The following is a 15,263-nucleotide window of genomic DNA, read 5'->3' on the forward strand; positions in this document are numbered from 1 at the left end:
CCCAGTGGAAAAAAGGCAATTTCAGTTGTCGAAGCGATTGCTTGATTGTGCGACCGTCCTAGGCGTTTTGCTGTTATCTGTATTTTTCTGCTTTCATCTTTATAGTGTTTTTGTCACCGCCATCAGTCGTTATGACAGTTGGAGTCGTGAGCATACCCGGGCGCTGTTCTTGCGTACGGAGTTGGAGTCCTTGTTCGTCCGAGGCACCTCGAAAATAATCCATTCGGCAATCAGTGCCGGCACGGTGAACCACGGCGGTGTAGCCGCTGACATGATTCGCCTGCTCCCTCAGTCGGCGACCGAGATTGATGGTGTGGCCGGGTTCGGGCATGGCCTGTTTCTTCGGGGTAGACCGGCCGCTACGGAGGAGGGTGAAGCAAACTTCATTACCCAGGCCAAATACGTGTCCTATATCGAGGGTACGGCCTGGCATGACGCTTACAAGCGTCGGCATCGTTTTCTGGTGGCTGCAGATGAAGATCTGCTGTTTAGCGTGCCGAGTGCAATGAGAGACTGGAAGGATGAAGTCAGTCGAGATCCTGACGCCCTGGCTAACTATATTTCCAGGGTTCGAGCCCCGATTTTGAGCAGCTACAACCGTGCAACCGACAAAGCGCGGGAGGCGGTATGGACAGCGCCGTACTCGAGCGCCTTGTCTGAAACATCGGTGATTGGCTGCTACACACCGATCTATAGCCAGGACGGCAAGCTGCAGTCTTTTCTGGTGGGCGAGGTACCCGTCGCGGAACTGGTTGATCGGCAATGGTTGCAGAAATACAGCATGAGCCTGGCCCTATTTAATCCCGACAGACAGTTAGTGGTGGCTGACCCTGAGTTGGGGAACCTGGACAGGATAAAGGCCAAGGCCCTGTCGATGAGCGGTATCGCCAATCTTGACTACGTGATTGACGGCAAGTGGCTGCAGATTTACGTCGTGGCCCCCATGTCGAGTTGGCGGGTGGTCTACAGCATCCCCTTGAGTGTGGTTTTTTTTGACAACATCGCTGCGGTTGTCATGTCTGTTCTAGGGCTTGTCATCGGCTTGTTTTTTATCTTTCTGGGCGCGTTGGGCTTTAAGAAGTATTTGCTGTTCCCCGCGCAGAAAAATGTGATGAAGATGTCCGAAAGCCGTGAGTTGATTCAGGTGTTGATGGATTTTTCACCCGTTGGCTTGTGTTTGATCCGGCGCGCGGACGGGCAGGTGTTAATCCAGAATGAACAGTCCCGTGCATTGTTGACCCTGGCGATTAATAGCGTCGAGCCAGAGCGCAAACTGCAAGACTACTTTTTGCAGGTGTCGAGTGTGGAAAGCTCCGGCACCTGCAAAGTCGAAGTGGATGCGCATGAGCAGGCTAGTGGCAAGTTAGTGCATGTTCTTGCGGCGCTGGTGGAGGTCAATTATCACGACCAACCGGCAGTGTTCTGCTCTTTTGTCGACGACAGTGAGCGTAAGAACGCCGAGCTGATGCTGTCAGGGGCCAAAGCCGCTGCCGACGAGGCAAACCAGGCCAAATCGATTTTCCTGGCAATGATGAGTCATGAGATTCGTACGCCCTTGTATGGGGTGTTGGGGTCGCTGGAGTTGCTGGGCAAGACCGCGCTTGCGCCTCAACAGCGCGATCATCTGAAAAATATTGAGCTGTCCTCCAGTAACCTGTTGCAGATCATCAATGACATCCTCGATTACTCGAAGATCGAAGCCAACCAACTGGCGCTGGTCCCGGCTGCGTTTAATCTGGTGGAGTTGATCGAAGGGATTGTCAGGAGCTTCAGCAGCCTGGCGGAGAAAAAGCACGTACAGCTCTACTGCTGCTTGCCACCCGATGTGCCCTTGGTAATAGGTGATAGCAATCGCTTGCAACAGGTGCTGAGCAATCTGCTGAGCAACGCGGTGAAGTTCACCGACAGTGGAAAAATTGTCGTGCGGTTGACCCCGGCTCCTGCACAAGAGGGGCAATTGGCAATGCGGTTGCAGGTGACCGACTCAGGCATTGGCATTGCCAGGGACTCCCAGGAGCACCTGTTCGAACCCTTTATCCAGGCTGAAAACACCACGGCGCGACGGTTCGGTGGAACCGGGCTGGGGCTGTCGATCTGCCGGCAACTGGTCCGGTTGATGGGGGGCGAAATCGAGCTGGTCAGCGAGGTCGGCCTGGGCAGTAGTTTTTCCGTGTTGCTGACAGTGCCTATCGCCGGTCCCGCACCCTCGATACGCTTGAGTGAAGTAGCGAGCTATCACGTCCTGGCTGAGGCGAATGATCAGCGCGAAAGCATTCTCGCGTTGATTGAGCATGCCGGAGGGCATGTGCAGTTGATCGCGGCAAACCCGACACCGATCCGAGACGATGAATACCTGGTGGTGGGCTGGCCTCAATCCTGCGAGGTCAAGCCGCACGAACGTTACGCAGGTGTTATCTGGCTTGATCGCGATGGCTTGCCAACCCCGCAATGGCAGGACGACGGTTGGCATGTCAGCAGCATCTGCCAGCAAGGGTTGTTAAAGGCATTGCTGCTTGCCAGCGGTGAATCCCCCAGCGAGAGTGCGGCCAGCGTCCAGCCCATCGATCATCTGCTTGGTGGGCAAAAACAGTTGCATGTCTTTGCGGTAGAAGACCACCCAATCAATCAAATAGTACTGACCGAGCAACTGGAGCAGCTAGGCTGTCGGGTCACCCTGGCATCCGACGGCAGGGAGGCGCTGCAACTCTGGCAGCGCGGACTGACCTTCGACGTGCTGCTGACCGACGTCAACATGCCTAACCTGGACGGTTATCAGTTGGTCCGGCAATTGCGCGAAGCAGGGCTCACTACCCCTATCGTGGGGGTGACCGCCAATGCTCATGCGCAAGAGGGTGAGCGTTGTCGAGACGCCGGTATGGATGCCCATCTTGCCAAACCGGTTTCCCTGGCCAGCTTGCGGGCTGCACTGGTTGCCGTGGGAGTGCTGGTCGAAGCGGCCGCGGACACTCCACCTGAATCGAATATCGTATTGACGTTGAATGGAATTAAGCCCGCTATGCGCGACCTGTTTATTTCAACCACGCAGAAAGATTGGTCAGCCATGTTGGCAGCGCTGGCAGAAGGAGACACCACCGTTGTCACTCAACATGCCCATCGCTTGAAGGGGGCGTTGGTGACTATTGGCGAGTTGGACGCCGCGCACCTGTGCTCGGAAATTGAGAACCAGGCCCAACTGGGTCGACTCAATCGCCTGGATGAACATGTGCAGCAGCTGGCGCAGTATTTGAGTCCAATTCTTGAGGCATCTTCATGAACCTGAAAGTGATTCTGGCTGACGACCATCCGATTGTCTTGCTGGGTGTACGGATGTCCCTTGAGCACGAACCGGGCATCGAGGTGTGTGGCGAGGCTGGCGACTCGACCGAATTGGTCGAGCTGATGGATAAAGTGCAGCCGGACATTCTGATCAGCGACTTTTACATGCCCGGCGGGGCCCATGGTGATGGACTGACGTTGGTCTCCTTCGTCAAGCGGCGTTATCCAGACGTCAAGTTGATCATCCTTACCATGATGACCAACCCCTCGATCCTGGAGAATATTCTCGCGGCAGGCACCGACGGCATTCTATTGAAGAGTGGGCGCCAGGACGATGTGGTGGATGCCATACGACGCGTCGCGTCCGGGGAGCGGTACATTGGCACGGAAGTCAAAAAGTTGCTCCACGAGTTCCGCCTGGATCATATGAATTCCAGGGGGGAATATGATCAAAAGGCGTTGTCGAAAAAAGAATCCGAAGTGCTCAGGCTATTTGTCGCCGGGCATACCGTTTCGGAGATCGCAGTGATATTGAGTCGCAGCGTCAAGACGATCAGTCATCAGAAAATATCGGCGCAACAGAAGTTGGGAATCAGCAACGATAAAGAGTTGTATGAGTATGCAATGAGAAATGGCCTGCTGTGACCGTCAAAGGTCACATCGGGAGCATTCCATGATGCTCGATTGAAGACTCTGTCCTTCCACTATTTACGCAGGCCGGGCATCCTCTGATGTCCGGCGCTGAGGCGCAGGTTGTGGGTTCAGAACGTCGGCGTGTATTTGACGCTGAACATCAGGTTGCGCGGGTCGCCGAAGTTGTTGTTGCCATCGAGCTGGTTGTAGCCCGCCGCGTAGTAGTGTTTGTCGAACAGGTTGTTGGCATTGAGCGCCAGTCCGATTTCCGGGCTCAGTTGATAGCCCAGGCGCGCGTTCCAGAGGGTGTAGCCCGGGACGTCATAGGTGCGCTCGTAACCCAGGGTGTGGCTTTGGCTGGTGAAGCCCAGGCCGGTGCTGAGCTGGCGCCAGTCGCCGCTGAACTGGTAGTCGCTCCACACCCGCAACATATGCTTGGGCGTCCACTGGCTGAAGACTCGTCCTTCGTTGACCGGGTCGTCGAGGTACTTGGTGGTGTTGTAGGTGTAGCCGGCAAACAGTTGCAGGCCGTCCAGCACTTCGCCGCTGATCTCGGCGTCCAACCCCTGGCTGCGGACCTTGCCCGAGGCCGTCGAACAGTACCAGCCATCGCAGGCATAGCCCGCCGCGACGTCATTTACCGCGCGATTTTCCTGGTCATAGCGGAACAGCGCCAGCGAGGTGTTGACCCGTCCGTCCAGCAACTCCCCCTTGAGGCCGATTTCGTAGTTGCTGCCGATCACCGGCTTGAGCACCGAGCCGCTGGCGTCGCGCTCGCTTTGCGGCTGGAACACGTCGGTGTAGCTGGTATAGACCGACCATTGCGGGTTGAGCGCGTAGATGGCGCCGAGGAAGGGCGTGACTTCGCCGGTTTCACTCATGCTACTGGGCTCATTGACCGTAATGACGTGGCTGATGGCCGCCTCGTTGGAGGCACTGTAGCGGTAGTCATACCAACTGACCCGGCTGCCAAGGATCAGGGTCAGGGGCTCGATCGGCTTGACCCGCCAAGTGCCGTACAGGCCTTTTTGTCGAATGTCGTAGCTGCTGCTGGTGCCACGCCCTCCCGGGGTGTTGAGCAGGCTTTCGTAGCTGATGGCGGGGCGCTGGTGGTTGATCGCAAAAATACTGTCGCTGCTGTCGTTGAAGGTCCGGGCGATGCGGTCATCGGAGGTGAACTTGGAGTAGTTGCCGCCGACGATGATTTCCTGGGCCATCGACAAGGCTTCGAAGCGGCCGACCAGGTTGGCGTCCAGGCCGACCTTGGTGGAGTCGAAGTCGGTGACCCAGTCGGCATATTGCACACCGCTGCCATCAAGGTTGAGGCCATCCCCGCTGCTTTGCACTCGCTGTTGGGTCGAGTCGTTGTTTTCGCTCATGCGTACCGCGCCGACCTTGGCGCTCCAGTCGTCGTTGAATCGGTGCTCAAGGTCGGCGTAGACCGTGGTGACATCGATGTGCGAGCGGTTCCACCCGGAGCCGGTGTAGGTCGAGCGCGGAACGTCCACCGGATCGCCGTTGGCGTAGCGCGGCAGGCCCCGCAGCATGGGCCGGGCGGAGGCGTCGGAATTGCTCACGGCCAGGCCCAGGGTGGTGTCGTCCTGCAGGTCGAAGTCCAGTGCCGCGTACAACGAATGGGTCTTGCTCCATTCATAGTCGATGAACGACTGGCTCTGGTCCTCGTCCGCCACCACCCGGCCGCGCACGGTGGCGCTGCTGTTCAGCGGACCACCGGCGTCCAGTTGCAGCCCGTAGTGATCCCAGGTCCCGGCCTTGGCCGTGAGGGCCACGGTCGGCGCGTTCTGGCCGCGCTTGCGTACCAGATTGATCGCACCGCCGGGGCTGCCCGCGCCCTGGAGCAGGCCGGACGCACCGCGCAGCACTTCCATGCGGTCGAAGAAGATCAGGTCCTGGGTCGCCCAGTTGCCGAGCGCGTAGGTATTGCGCGGGATTGGCACACCGTCGTATTGCCAGTCATCGATCTGGAACCCGCGGGAGGTCAGGATCATACCTTTGCCGACGCCCTGGACGCCCACCAGGCCGGTGGTCTGGTTGGCCGCATCCTTGAGGTCGGTGAGGCCCTGGTCATCCATTTGCTTGCGGGTCAGCACGCTGACCGACTGGGGGATTTCCTTGAGGCTGTGGCTGCCCTTGCCGATGGTTACCGCGCGGGCGGCGTAGGAGCCCGAGTCCTCGGTGGTGGCGTCGGTGCTTTGTTCAACAATGCTGGTGAGCCCAAGTTGCAGGGCGTCCTGGTTGTCCGTGGTCGGCTCGACGCTGTAGTTGCCTTGCCCGGTCACGCGCAGTTGCAGGCCGCTGCCGGCCAGGGCCATGTGCAGGGCCTGTTCGGTGGGCATCTGGCCGATCACGGCGGGTGCCAGCTTGTCCCGCACCAGGGCAGGGTCCAGGGAAATGATCTGCCCGCTCTGGCTGGCAATGGCATTCAGCGTGCGGGCCAGCGGACCGGCCGGGAGGTTGAAGGACAGGCTCTGCGCCTGCACCAGGACAGGGCTGGCCAGGGTTGCCAGGGCAACGGCGAAGGAAAGGGCATTGGGCCACGGGTTAAACACAGCGTTCTCCTGATCGTGTGGAAGTGTCAGGAGATAGGTGGGATGAGAAATGAAAACCAGACACAAATAAGATCGATTTTCAAAAAATAATCCTGGCGGCTGTCATTTCGCTTGAATCAGGGTCAGCCAGGGGCTGTAGCGCTGGACCCGGATCGGTAGGGTTTCCGTCAGGGCGGCCAGGGTTTTGTCCGGGTCGTTGAGGGGGAATACCCCTTGCACCCGCAGATCGCGAATCGCGGGGGCCACCCGGACAAAACCACGGCTGTAGGGGCGCAGGGCATCCACCACCTGTTCCAGAGGTTCGTCGAGCACGTTCAGGCGCCCGTCCAACCAGTCGGCGCGATGCCGTTGATCACCGGCGAGACGGACTATCCGTTGCCGGTAGAGCAGAGCCGACTGGCCTTCCTGCAGGACCGCCTGGCTGCCGTCGAACAGGCTCGCCTGGACTGCATGCTCAAGCACCAGCACCCGGCTGGCATCACGCTCCTGGGCCACCAGGAAACGCGTGCCCAGCGCGCACACTTCGCCTTGGGCGGTGCGTACGCGCAACGGACGCCGGGGATCGGCGGCCACCTGGATCAGTAGTTCGCCGTGGCGCAGGATCACCAGTCGTTGCTGCCCATCGAACTGCAGGTCGACCGCGCTCTCGGCGTTCAGGCTCAGGCGGCTGCCATCGGCCAGGTTGAAGTCCCGGCGCTGCCCACGCCCGGTGTGCAGGTCGGCGAACAGGTTGTCGCCCAGTGGACTGCGCGCCCCCAGCCACAGACCGCCACCGAGCAGGCCGAGGCCAGCGATCAGCCGCAGTGCATCGCGGCGCGAGCCCTGGGGTTGCAGGAGCAACTGTCGAGCTTGCGCGGCCTGGCCGGGAACCCGTCGATCAAGGGCGCGCAGGGTATTGAACGAGCCGCCGAGGCGTTCCTGCAAAGTGGCCCAGGCCTGTGCGTGGGCAGGGTCCATGGCCAGCCAGGCATTGAAGCGTTCTTGCAGTCCGGCGTCGGGCTGGCCGGCGCGCAACTTGACCATCCAGTCGATGGCCTGCTCGCTGAGAGGGTCCAGGCGCGGCGCACTCATGAGCTCATCTCGCTCAGGCAGCACTGGCGCAGGGCCTGTTTCATGTAGCGGCTGACGGTGCGCTCGGACAAGTCCAGACGACGGGCAATCTCGACGTACGTCAGGCCGTCCAGTTGGCTGTAGAGGAAGGTGGCCTTGACGACCAGGGGCAAGCCGTCGAGGGCCCGGTCAATCGCCACCAGGGCTTCAATCAGCTGCAATTGTTCCTCGGGGGAGGGCGCGAGCAATTCGGGAAGTGCCGACAAGCGTTCCAGGTACGCCAGCTCCAGCTTGCGCCGACGATGGCGGTCAAAGATCAGGCGGCGGGCGATGGTCGCCAGGAAGGCGCGCGGTTGTTCGATGCTGTCGGGATCGACCCGGGCCACCAGCATCTGGCAGAAGGTATCGGCGGCAGTGTCCTCGGCGTCCGCGTGATTGCGCAGGCGACGCTGGATATGCTGCAACAGCCAGCGGTGATGGTCGCTGAAGAAGAAGCCCAGCTTGCGGGTCGAAGGGGGTTGCACCGGTCGGCTTTCCAGATGTTAGTGTGAATCGTTCTCAATACTACCTTCGAGAGGATCAACACTGCAATCGCCAACCGGTGCGCCGCACCCTGGATTACATCTTGTGGTCGGCCATGTTCAGCGCCCGCACCGGGGCCTGGACTTCAATCGACTCTTTTTCACCCTTGGCGTTTTCGACGATCAAGGTCAGCGGCACGCTGTCGCCTTCCTTCACCTGGGCCACCAGGTCGATCAGCATCACGTGGTAGCCGTGGGGGTCGAACGACACCGCCTTGCCGGCAGGCAGGGCGACGGACTCCACCGGTTGCATGCTCATCACGTCGTTCTTCATGGTCGACTGATGCACCTGGACGATTTTCGCCGCTGGCGATTGCACGCCCAGCAGCTTGCTGTCGGTGCTGGCGGTCAGGGTCATGAACGCCCCGGTGGCTTGCTGCCCGGCGACGGTGGCGCGAACCCAGGCGTCATCGACCTGGGTCTGGGCCGAGGCCTGCAAGGCCAGGCCCAGCAGGGAAACACCCAGGAGCAACTGTTTGATACGGCTTTTGCTGAACGATGCGGTCATTAGCAGACCTCCATGACGGTGAGCAGGTCTTCCGTACACTCTTGTGCCGAAAGTGACTGGGACAATCCAAGGCGCAGGGTGCCCCTGGAGTCATAAACATAACTGGTCGCGGTGTGGGACAGGGTGTAGGTCGAGCCGCTGGGGACCCTCTCGAAGAACACGTCGAACTCCTTGGCCGTGGCCGCGGTTTCTTCGAGGCTGCCGTACAACGCGACAAACGATGGGTCGAAAGCCTTGACGTAGGCGTCGAGTACTTGCGGGGTGTCCCGTTCCGGGTCCAGGGTGATGAAGATCACCTGCAGGCGGTCGCCATCCTTGCCCATCAGCTTCTTGATTTTCGCCGCACGCGCAAGCGTGGTGGGGCAGATCGCCGGGCATTGGGTAAACCCGAAGAACACCATCGGCATCATCCCGCGAAAGCTCGACAGGGTTTGCACGTCGCCATTGGTGTCTTTCAACTTGAAGGTGCGCCCGAGGATCTTGTCACTCAGGTCCTTGCCGTATTTGTATGACAGCTCGCCGCGAGTGTCGCAGCCGGTCAGCAGCCCCAGGCCCAACAGCCCCATACCTGCAATCACCTTGCGGCGATTCATCAAAACACTCATGCGTCAACGCCCTTTGGCCACCTGGCAGTCGAGTTGACCTGGCAGGGGGGTCACCGTGAAAGGGCAGCATCCTATCAAAATCGCGGCGATGGGTGCCGGCTTCGGGACAATTGGTCGCAGCAAGGTAGTCGTGCGCTCAGGGAAAGAACTCTCCGGGTGTGGCGCCGAATTGCTGGCGGAAGGCGGCGATGAAGGCCGAGGTCGAGTCGTAGCCGCAGGCCAGCGCCACGTCGGTGACACGCTCGCCCTGCTCCAGCGGGGTCAGCGCACCGAGCAGACGCAAGCGCTGGCGCCAGGCGCGGAAGGTCAGGCCGGTATCGCGCAGGAACAGGCGGCTGAGGGTCTTTTCGGTGACCGCGAATTTTTCGCTCCAGTGGCCCAGGGTGGTGGCCTGCTCCGGGTGCAGTTGCAGGCTCTGGTAGATTTTCTGCAGGCGGCTGTCCTGTGGCAGGGGCAGCATCAAGTCGATCTGCGGCGCCTCGGCCAATTGGTCGAGCAGGACCTGCACCAGTCGTCCCTGGGCGCCGTCCTCCTGGTATTCCACCGGCATCTGGCTGAAGCGGCGGATCAGTTCGCGCAACAGGTCGCTGACCCCGAGCACGTGGCATCGCGGCTGCGCCCAGGCGGTGACGCTGCAATCGAGGTACAGGCTGCGCATTTCCGTGCGCGGCGAGCTGAACACCCGGTGTGGCACGCCGGCGGGGATCCACACGGCCCGTTGCGGCGGCGCGACGAAGCGCCCGGCGCTGGTCTGCACTTCGAGCACCCCTTGAATGGCGTAGGACAATTGCACCCAGGGATGGCTGTGGCGGCGGGTCAGGGCGCGATTGGGCAGTGACTCGGTGCGCCCGTAGACCGGTCGTGGCAGGCTGGGCAGCCCGGGCACACTGCGCCGGTAGCTCTGGTCATGTCCTTTAGGCGGCATCGGCTGGCTCTTTGGCGTTAGTCGGTAATCGGCAGTCACGTTAGAGTCGCCGCTACGTACTTGGCAACCCCCGGATGATACCGATGACCCGTCCTCGTTTCCTGCCCGACAACTTCACCCTGACCCTGATCGGCGTGGTGCTCCTGGCCAGCCTGCTGCCCGTAAGCGGCCAGGCCGCCGTCGGCTTTGGCTGGTTGACCAACGGCGCGATTGCCCTGCTGTTTTTCCTGCATGGGGCCAAACTGTCCCGTGAGTCGATCATCGCCGGTGCCGGCCACTGGCGCCTGCACCTGCTGGTGTTCGGCCTGACCTTTGTGCTGTTCCCGCTGGTGGGCCTGGCGCTCAAGCCGCTGCTCTCACCCATGGTCGGTAGTGAGTTGTACATGGGCATGCTCTACCTCTGTGCGTTGCCGGCCACGGTGCAGTCGGCGATTGCCTTTACCTCCCTGGCGCGCGGCAACATTCCGGCGGCCATCTGCAGTGCGGCGGCGTCCAGCCTGTTCGGGATCTTCCTCACGCCCTTGCTGGTGGCCTTGCTCCTGAATGTGCACGGCGACGGCGGCTCGACCCTCGATGCCATCCTCAAGATCAGCCTGCAGTTGCTGCTGCCGTTTGTGGCCGGGCAGATCGCACGCCGCTGGGTCGGCGCCTGGGTAGGGCGCAACAAGCATTGGCTGAAATTCGTCGATCAGGGCTCGATTCTGCTGGTGGTCTACGGCGCCTTCAGCGAGGCGGTGAACGAAGGGCTGTGGCAGCAGATTCCGCTGTGGGAACTGGCGGGCCTGGTGCTGGCCTGCTGCATCGTCCTGGCGCTGGTGTTGATCGCGGCGACGCTGCTGGGCAAGGCCTTTGGTTTCAACCAGGAAGACCGCATCACTATTTTGTTCTGCGGTTCGAAGAAAAGCCTGGCCACCGGCGTGCCGATGGCCCAGGTGCTGTTCGCCGGCAGCACTATCGGCCTGTTGATCCTGCCGCTGATGCTGTTCCACCAGATTCAACTGATGGTCTGTGCGGTGCTGGCCCAGCGCTACGCCAAACGCCCGGAGACGGTGGCCGAACTGATGGGCCAGGTCGATCCCTGAATCAAGGGCCGATTGCTCAGGCGCGGCGCAAGTGGGCGGTGGCCGCGGGCGGCTGCAGCAAGGCGAACAGGTTTTTCGGGTCCTGTAGTGTCGGCACCAGTTCAATCTCGCTGCCGATGTCCAGGGCCTTGGCCACGTCCAGCACATAGCGCAGGGCCGAGTAGTCCTCGAGGGCGAAGCCCACGGAGTCGAACAGGGTGACTTCGTCTGCGCTTCGTCGAGCCTGTTCCTGGCCGTTGACCACTTTCCAGAATTCGATCACCGGCGAATCCGCGGGCATCTGCTGGATCTCGCCCTCGATGCGGCTTTGCGGTTCGTACTCGACGATCACCCGGGCCCGCTCGACGATGTCGCGGTGCAACTCGGTCTTGCCAGGGCAGTCACCACCCACGGCATTGAGGTGCATGCCGGGTTCGATCATTTGTGGGGTGAGGATGGTCGCATAGGCCTTGTCGGCGGTCACGGTGGTGACGATATCGGCTCCGCGCACGGCATCGGCGACGCTGGCGGCAATCGTGATCTTCAGGGCCGGGTAGGCACTCAGGTTGGCCTGCAGTTTGGCGCTGGCGGCCGGGTCGATGTCGTACAGGCTAAGTTCTTCGATGCCCAGCAGGGTGTGGAATGCCAGGGCCTGGAATTCACTTTGCGAGCCGTTGCCGATCAGCGCCATGCGCCGGCTGTCTGGCCGGGCCAGGTAGCGAGCGGCCAGGGCGGAGGTGGCGGCGGTGCGAATGGCGGTGGTCAGGGTCATCTCGCTGAGCAGGACCGGCTTGCCTGTATCGACATCCCCCAACGCGCCAAAGGCCATGACCGTCAGCATGCCGTTATGGGTGTTTTTCGGGTGACCGTTGACGTACTTGAAGGCGTACAGCGCGGCATCCGACACCGGCATCAACTCAATCACGCCCTCCGGCGAGTGGTTGGCCAGGCGGGCACATTTCTCGAAGTCTTCCCAGCGCAGGTAGTCCTGGCGAATGTACTCGGCCATTTCAGTCAGGCAGCAGGTCAGGCCTTTGGCCTGGACGAGGCGGCTCAGGTCATTGACGTCAACGTAACGGGTCATGGGCGTACCTTTTTATTAGCGTTTGAGGGGGAGATGCAGGGGTTGGCCATAGCGCCATTGTCGGGGTAAGCGCCGGTCTATCTCGGCCAATCCGTGGCCATGGCGCAGCGGTTGCGGTCGAATACCCCGGGCCCACAGCCGAATCGGCTGTGGGCATCGGGAAAGCGCCCGGACTGTCGTGAAAACGACCTGTTGGCATCGAACGCGAACCGCGCTGAGTTTTCTGTTGAACGACTGTTCAGCTTGAACTATGTTGAGCGCACCCTCTGTTCCCGGCTGGTTGCGGGCTTGGCTTTCTTCACTTCGAATGAGGCACTGGCATGCGGTTTTCACCCTTGGTAGAGCGAATCCCAGGCCCGGATGCTGACGTCGGGGAGATTCCTCAGGCCGCCCGGACAATGATCGAAGTCGATCGCCTGCATAAACGCTTCGGCAACATCGAGGTGCTCAAGGGCGTCTCGCTGACGGCCCGCGAAGGCGAAGTGGTCTCGCTGATCGGCGCCAGTGGCTCAGGCAAAAGCACCTTGCTGCGCTGCATCAATATGCTCGAAGTGCCGGACCAGGGGCGCGTCCTGGTGGACGGTGAAAGCATCCGCCTCAACCATTCCCGTCCCGGTGCACCGCTGGTGTCCGACGCCAGGCAACTGGTGCGGATTCGCTCGAGCCTGGGCATGGTGTTCCAGAACTTCAATCTCTGGCCCCATCGCACGGTGCTGGAGAACCTGATCGAGGCGCCGACCCAGGTCCTGCGCGAGAGCCGGGCCGAGGCCACCGAACGCGCTGAAGCCCTGCTCGAACGGGTGGGGCTGGCGGCCAAGCGCAACGAGTACCCGGCGTTTCTTTCCGGCGGCCAACAGCAGCGGGTGGCCATCGCCCGGGCCCTGGCCATGCGGCCCAAAGTCATGCTGTTCGATGAACCGACCTCGGCACTCGACCCGGAACTGGTGGGCGAAGTGTTGCGGGTGATCCGCTCGCTCGCCGAAGAAGGCCGGACCATGATCCTGGTGACCCATGAGATGGCCTTCGCCCGCGATGTCTCATCCAATGTCGCCTTCCTGCACCAGGGGCTGATCGAGGAAACCGGTACGCCGGACCAAGTGTTTGTACACCCACGCAGCGAGCGTTGCCGACAGTTCGTCAACGCTCATCAGACTCGCTAAAACACAATAACAAGACGGGGAAACATCATGGCAAATCGACGTTTGGCAAACTGGTTGACGGGCGTGGCCTGCGTGATGCTGGCCGGCATGAGCGCCGCGCAGGCACAGCCGATCAGGTTCGCGGTGGCGGCCGAACCCTATCCGCCGTACACCGAGAAGCAGCCCAACGGTGAGTGGAAGGGTTTTGAAGTCGACCTGATCCACAAGCTGTGCAGCGCGATGAAGGCCGAGTGCGAGATCAAGGAGGTGGCGTGGGACGGCATCATTCCTTCGCTGCTGGCAAAGAAGATCGACGTGATTTTTTCCTCGATGTCAGTCACCGCCGAACGCGAGAAACAGATCGCCTTCAGCAAGGCCTACTACGATTCGGCGATCGCCGTGGTCGGGCCCAAGGGCAGCTCGGTGAGCAAGTACCCGGATGACCTCAAGGGCAAGATCATCGGCGTGCAGAACTCCACCGTCAGCGCCAGCTACCTGAAGGCCAAATACGAAAAAATCGCCGACGTGAAGTACTACGACACCCAGGACTCGGCCAACGCCGACCTGATCGCCGGGCGTCTCGACCTGATGATGGCCGACGGCACCGCCATGACCGAGTTCGTCAAGACTGCCGATGCCAAGGACCTCGCGTACCTGAGCACCGTGCCGTACGACCCGATCTTCGGCAAAGGCGTCGGCGCCGGCCTGCGCAAGGACGACGCCGCCCTCAAGGCGCGCCTCGACCAGGCGATCCAGACCCTGCTGGCAAGCAAGGACTATGACGACCTGTCGCAGCACTATTTCGGAACCAGCGTGAAACCTGCCTTCTGACGACAAACCGGGTCGCCGTGGCTGAGGCCGCCATCGCTGGCAAGCCGCAAGCGGGCGCCAGCTCCCACAAGGGGTGCGGCGGTGCACATGCTGATGCTGTGAACCCGCTCTTTGTGGGAGCGAGCTTGCTCGCGATGGTCGTCAACGATAACGCGCCGAGCCTGATTCAACGCGGCGCTCCTGAGTCCTTCGCGAGCAAGCCGCAAGCGGGCGCTCGCTCCAGGCTTGTCCGCGATGGGGCCAGACCGCCACAGGCGGTTGAAGGTCAGTAACCGGAGAGTGAAATGCCTGCAATGTTCGAATTGATCGGCTTCAGCGAACGAGGATGGGGTGGGGCCTTGTTGCGTGGGTTGTGGATGACCCTGCAGATATCCGCCGGGGCGTTCGTGGTCGGGTTGTTGATCGGGCTGGTGGTGGCCTGCCTCAAGTTGGGCGCGCCGAAACCGATCGCGGCCCTGATGCGCGGCTACACCACCTTGTTCCGCGCGATCCCGGAGCTGCTGCTGATCCTGCTGCTGTACTACGTCGGCTCCATGCTGCTCAACGCACTCATGGCCCACATGGGCTACGACGCGATAGACGTCAGCGGGCCGCTGGCGGCGATCCTCGTCCTGGGGCTGGTGCAGGGGGCGTACGCCTCGGAGATTTTCCGCGCGGCGATCCAGGCAATCCCCTTTGGCCTGATCGAGGCGGGAAGAGCCTTCGGCCTCAGCGGCTTTGGCCTGTTCCGTCGCGTCACCCTGCCGATCATGGCGCCCTATGCGATGGCCGGGATGGCCAACCTGTGGATCAACCTGATCAAGGACAGCGCCCTGATCAGCGTGGTCGGCACCAACGAGTTGCTGTACACCGCCAAGCAGGGCGCGGGATCGACCCGCCACTACCTGCTGTTCTACCTCACCGCCGCCGCGCTGTATTACGCGGTGACGCTACTGTCCAACTACCTGTCGGGACGGCTGGAGCGACGCATTCGTCGCTGGATGCCTTTGGCTGAGTGAAT

General features: G+C 61.3%; 13 protein-coding genes. 6 read left to right on the plus strand and 7 right to left on the minus strand.

What is annotated here, in order from left to right; all coding sequences use genetic code 11:
• Positions 1 to 4 precede the first annotated feature (4 nt).
• The gene (locus tag CKW24_RS15580) at positions 5 to 3,274 is read left to right on the plus strand and encodes an ATP-binding protein (RefSeq protein ID WP_095169070.1); all 3,270 of its coding nucleotides are present in this window, start codon (positions 5 to 7) and stop codon (positions 3,272 to 3,274) included.
• Positions 3,271 to 3,921: a response regulator gene (locus CKW24_RS15585; RefSeq protein WP_095169071.1), complete on the plus strand. Its 651-nt coding sequence runs from the start codon at positions 3,271 to 3,273 to the stop codon at positions 3,919 to 3,921. Before CKW24_RS15580 ends, CKW24_RS15585 begins: the two co-directional genes overlap by 4 nt.
• Before the next feature lie 116 nt (positions 3,922 to 4,037).
• On the opposite strand, the gene CKW24_RS15590 is transcribed toward CKW24_RS15585, so the two are convergent.
• From CKW24_RS15590 to CKW24_RS15615, 6 genes are all read right to left on the minus strand, one after another.
• Complete coding sequence (locus tag CKW24_RS15590) at positions 4,038 to 6,479, minus strand: TonB-dependent receptor (RefSeq protein WP_095169072.1); 2,442 nt, start codon at positions 6,477 to 6,479, stop codon at positions 4,038 to 4,040.
• Between the two features lie 102 nt (positions 6,480 to 6,581).
• A complete protein-coding gene (locus tag CKW24_RS15595) occupies positions 6,582 to 7,550 on the minus strand; it encodes a FecR domain-containing protein (RefSeq protein WP_095169073.1) in 969 nt (322 codons plus the stop codon).
• Positions 7,547 to 8,053 carry a sigma-70 family RNA polymerase sigma factor gene (locus CKW24_RS15600; protein WP_095169074.1) on the minus strand — a complete coding sequence of 169 codons (507 nt, stop codon included), beginning with the start codon at positions 8,051 to 8,053 and terminating at the stop codon, positions 7,547 to 7,549. Before CKW24_RS15600 ends, CKW24_RS15595 begins: the two co-directional genes overlap by 4 nt.
• Before the next feature lie 94 nt (positions 8,054 to 8,147).
• Positions 8,148 to 8,618 carry a copper chaperone PCu(A)C gene (locus CKW24_RS15605; protein WP_095169075.1) on the minus strand — a complete coding sequence of 157 codons (471 nt, stop codon included), beginning with the start codon at positions 8,616 to 8,618 and terminating at the stop codon, positions 8,148 to 8,150.
• The gene (locus CKW24_RS15610; RefSeq protein ID WP_095169076.1) at positions 8,618 to 9,223 is read right to left on the minus strand and encodes an SCO family protein; all 606 of its coding nucleotides are present in this window, start codon (positions 9,221 to 9,223) and stop codon (positions 8,618 to 8,620) included. Before CKW24_RS15610 ends, CKW24_RS15605 begins: the two co-directional genes overlap by 1 nt.
• 136 nt (positions 9,224 to 9,359) lie before the next feature.
• On the minus strand, positions 9,360 to 10,148 hold the full coding sequence (locus CKW24_RS15615; protein WP_095169077.1) for a helix-turn-helix domain-containing protein: 789 nt from the start codon (positions 10,146 to 10,148) through the stop codon (positions 9,360 to 9,362).
• A gap of 83 nt (positions 10,149 to 10,231) precedes the next feature.
• On the opposite strand from CKW24_RS15615, the gene CKW24_RS15620 reads away from it, so the two are divergent.
• Positions 10,232 to 11,230: a bile acid:sodium symporter family protein gene (locus CKW24_RS15620; RefSeq protein ID WP_095169078.1), complete on the plus strand. Its 999-nt coding sequence runs from the start codon at positions 10,232 to 10,234 to the stop codon at positions 11,228 to 11,230.
• Positions 11,231 to 11,246: 16 nt separating this feature from the next.
• Here CKW24_RS15620 and CKW24_RS15625 read toward each other — a convergent pair whose 3' ends face one another.
• Positions 11,247 to 12,293 (minus strand): ornithine cyclodeaminase, encoded by a 1,047-nt coding sequence (locus CKW24_RS15625; RefSeq protein WP_095169079.1) that lies wholly within the window; start codon positions 12,291 to 12,293, stop codon positions 11,247 to 11,249.
• Positions 12,294 to 12,691: 398 nt separating this feature from the next.
• Between CKW24_RS15625 and CKW24_RS15630 the strand changes: the two genes are divergently transcribed.
• The 3 genes from CKW24_RS15630 to CKW24_RS15645 all read left to right on the plus strand — a co-directional run bounded on the left by CKW24_RS15630 (position 12,692) and on the right by CKW24_RS15645 (position 15,261).
• On the plus strand, positions 12,692 to 13,453 hold the full coding sequence (locus CKW24_RS15630) for an ATP-binding cassette domain-containing protein (RefSeq protein WP_143501217.1): 762 nt from the start codon (positions 12,692 to 12,694) through the stop codon (positions 13,451 to 13,453).
• A 27-nt stretch (positions 13,454 to 13,480) separates the two neighbouring features.
• Positions 13,481 to 14,263 (plus strand): transporter substrate-binding domain-containing protein, encoded by a 783-nt coding sequence (locus CKW24_RS15635; protein ID WP_095169080.1) that lies wholly within the window; start codon positions 13,481 to 13,483, stop codon positions 14,261 to 14,263.
• 284 nt (positions 14,264 to 14,547) lie between these two features.
• Positions 14,548 to 15,261 (plus strand): ABC transporter permease, encoded by a 714-nt coding sequence (locus CKW24_RS15645; RefSeq protein WP_095169082.1) that lies wholly within the window; start codon positions 14,548 to 14,550, stop codon positions 15,259 to 15,261.
• Positions 15,262 to 15,263: the final 2 nt, after the last annotated feature.

Origin of the sequence: Pseudomonas sp. Irchel 3H3 (genome assembly GCF_900187635.1) — a bacterium.
Taxonomy (GTDB): Bacteria; Pseudomonadota; Gammaproteobacteria; order Pseudomonadales; family Pseudomonadaceae; genus Aquipseudomonas.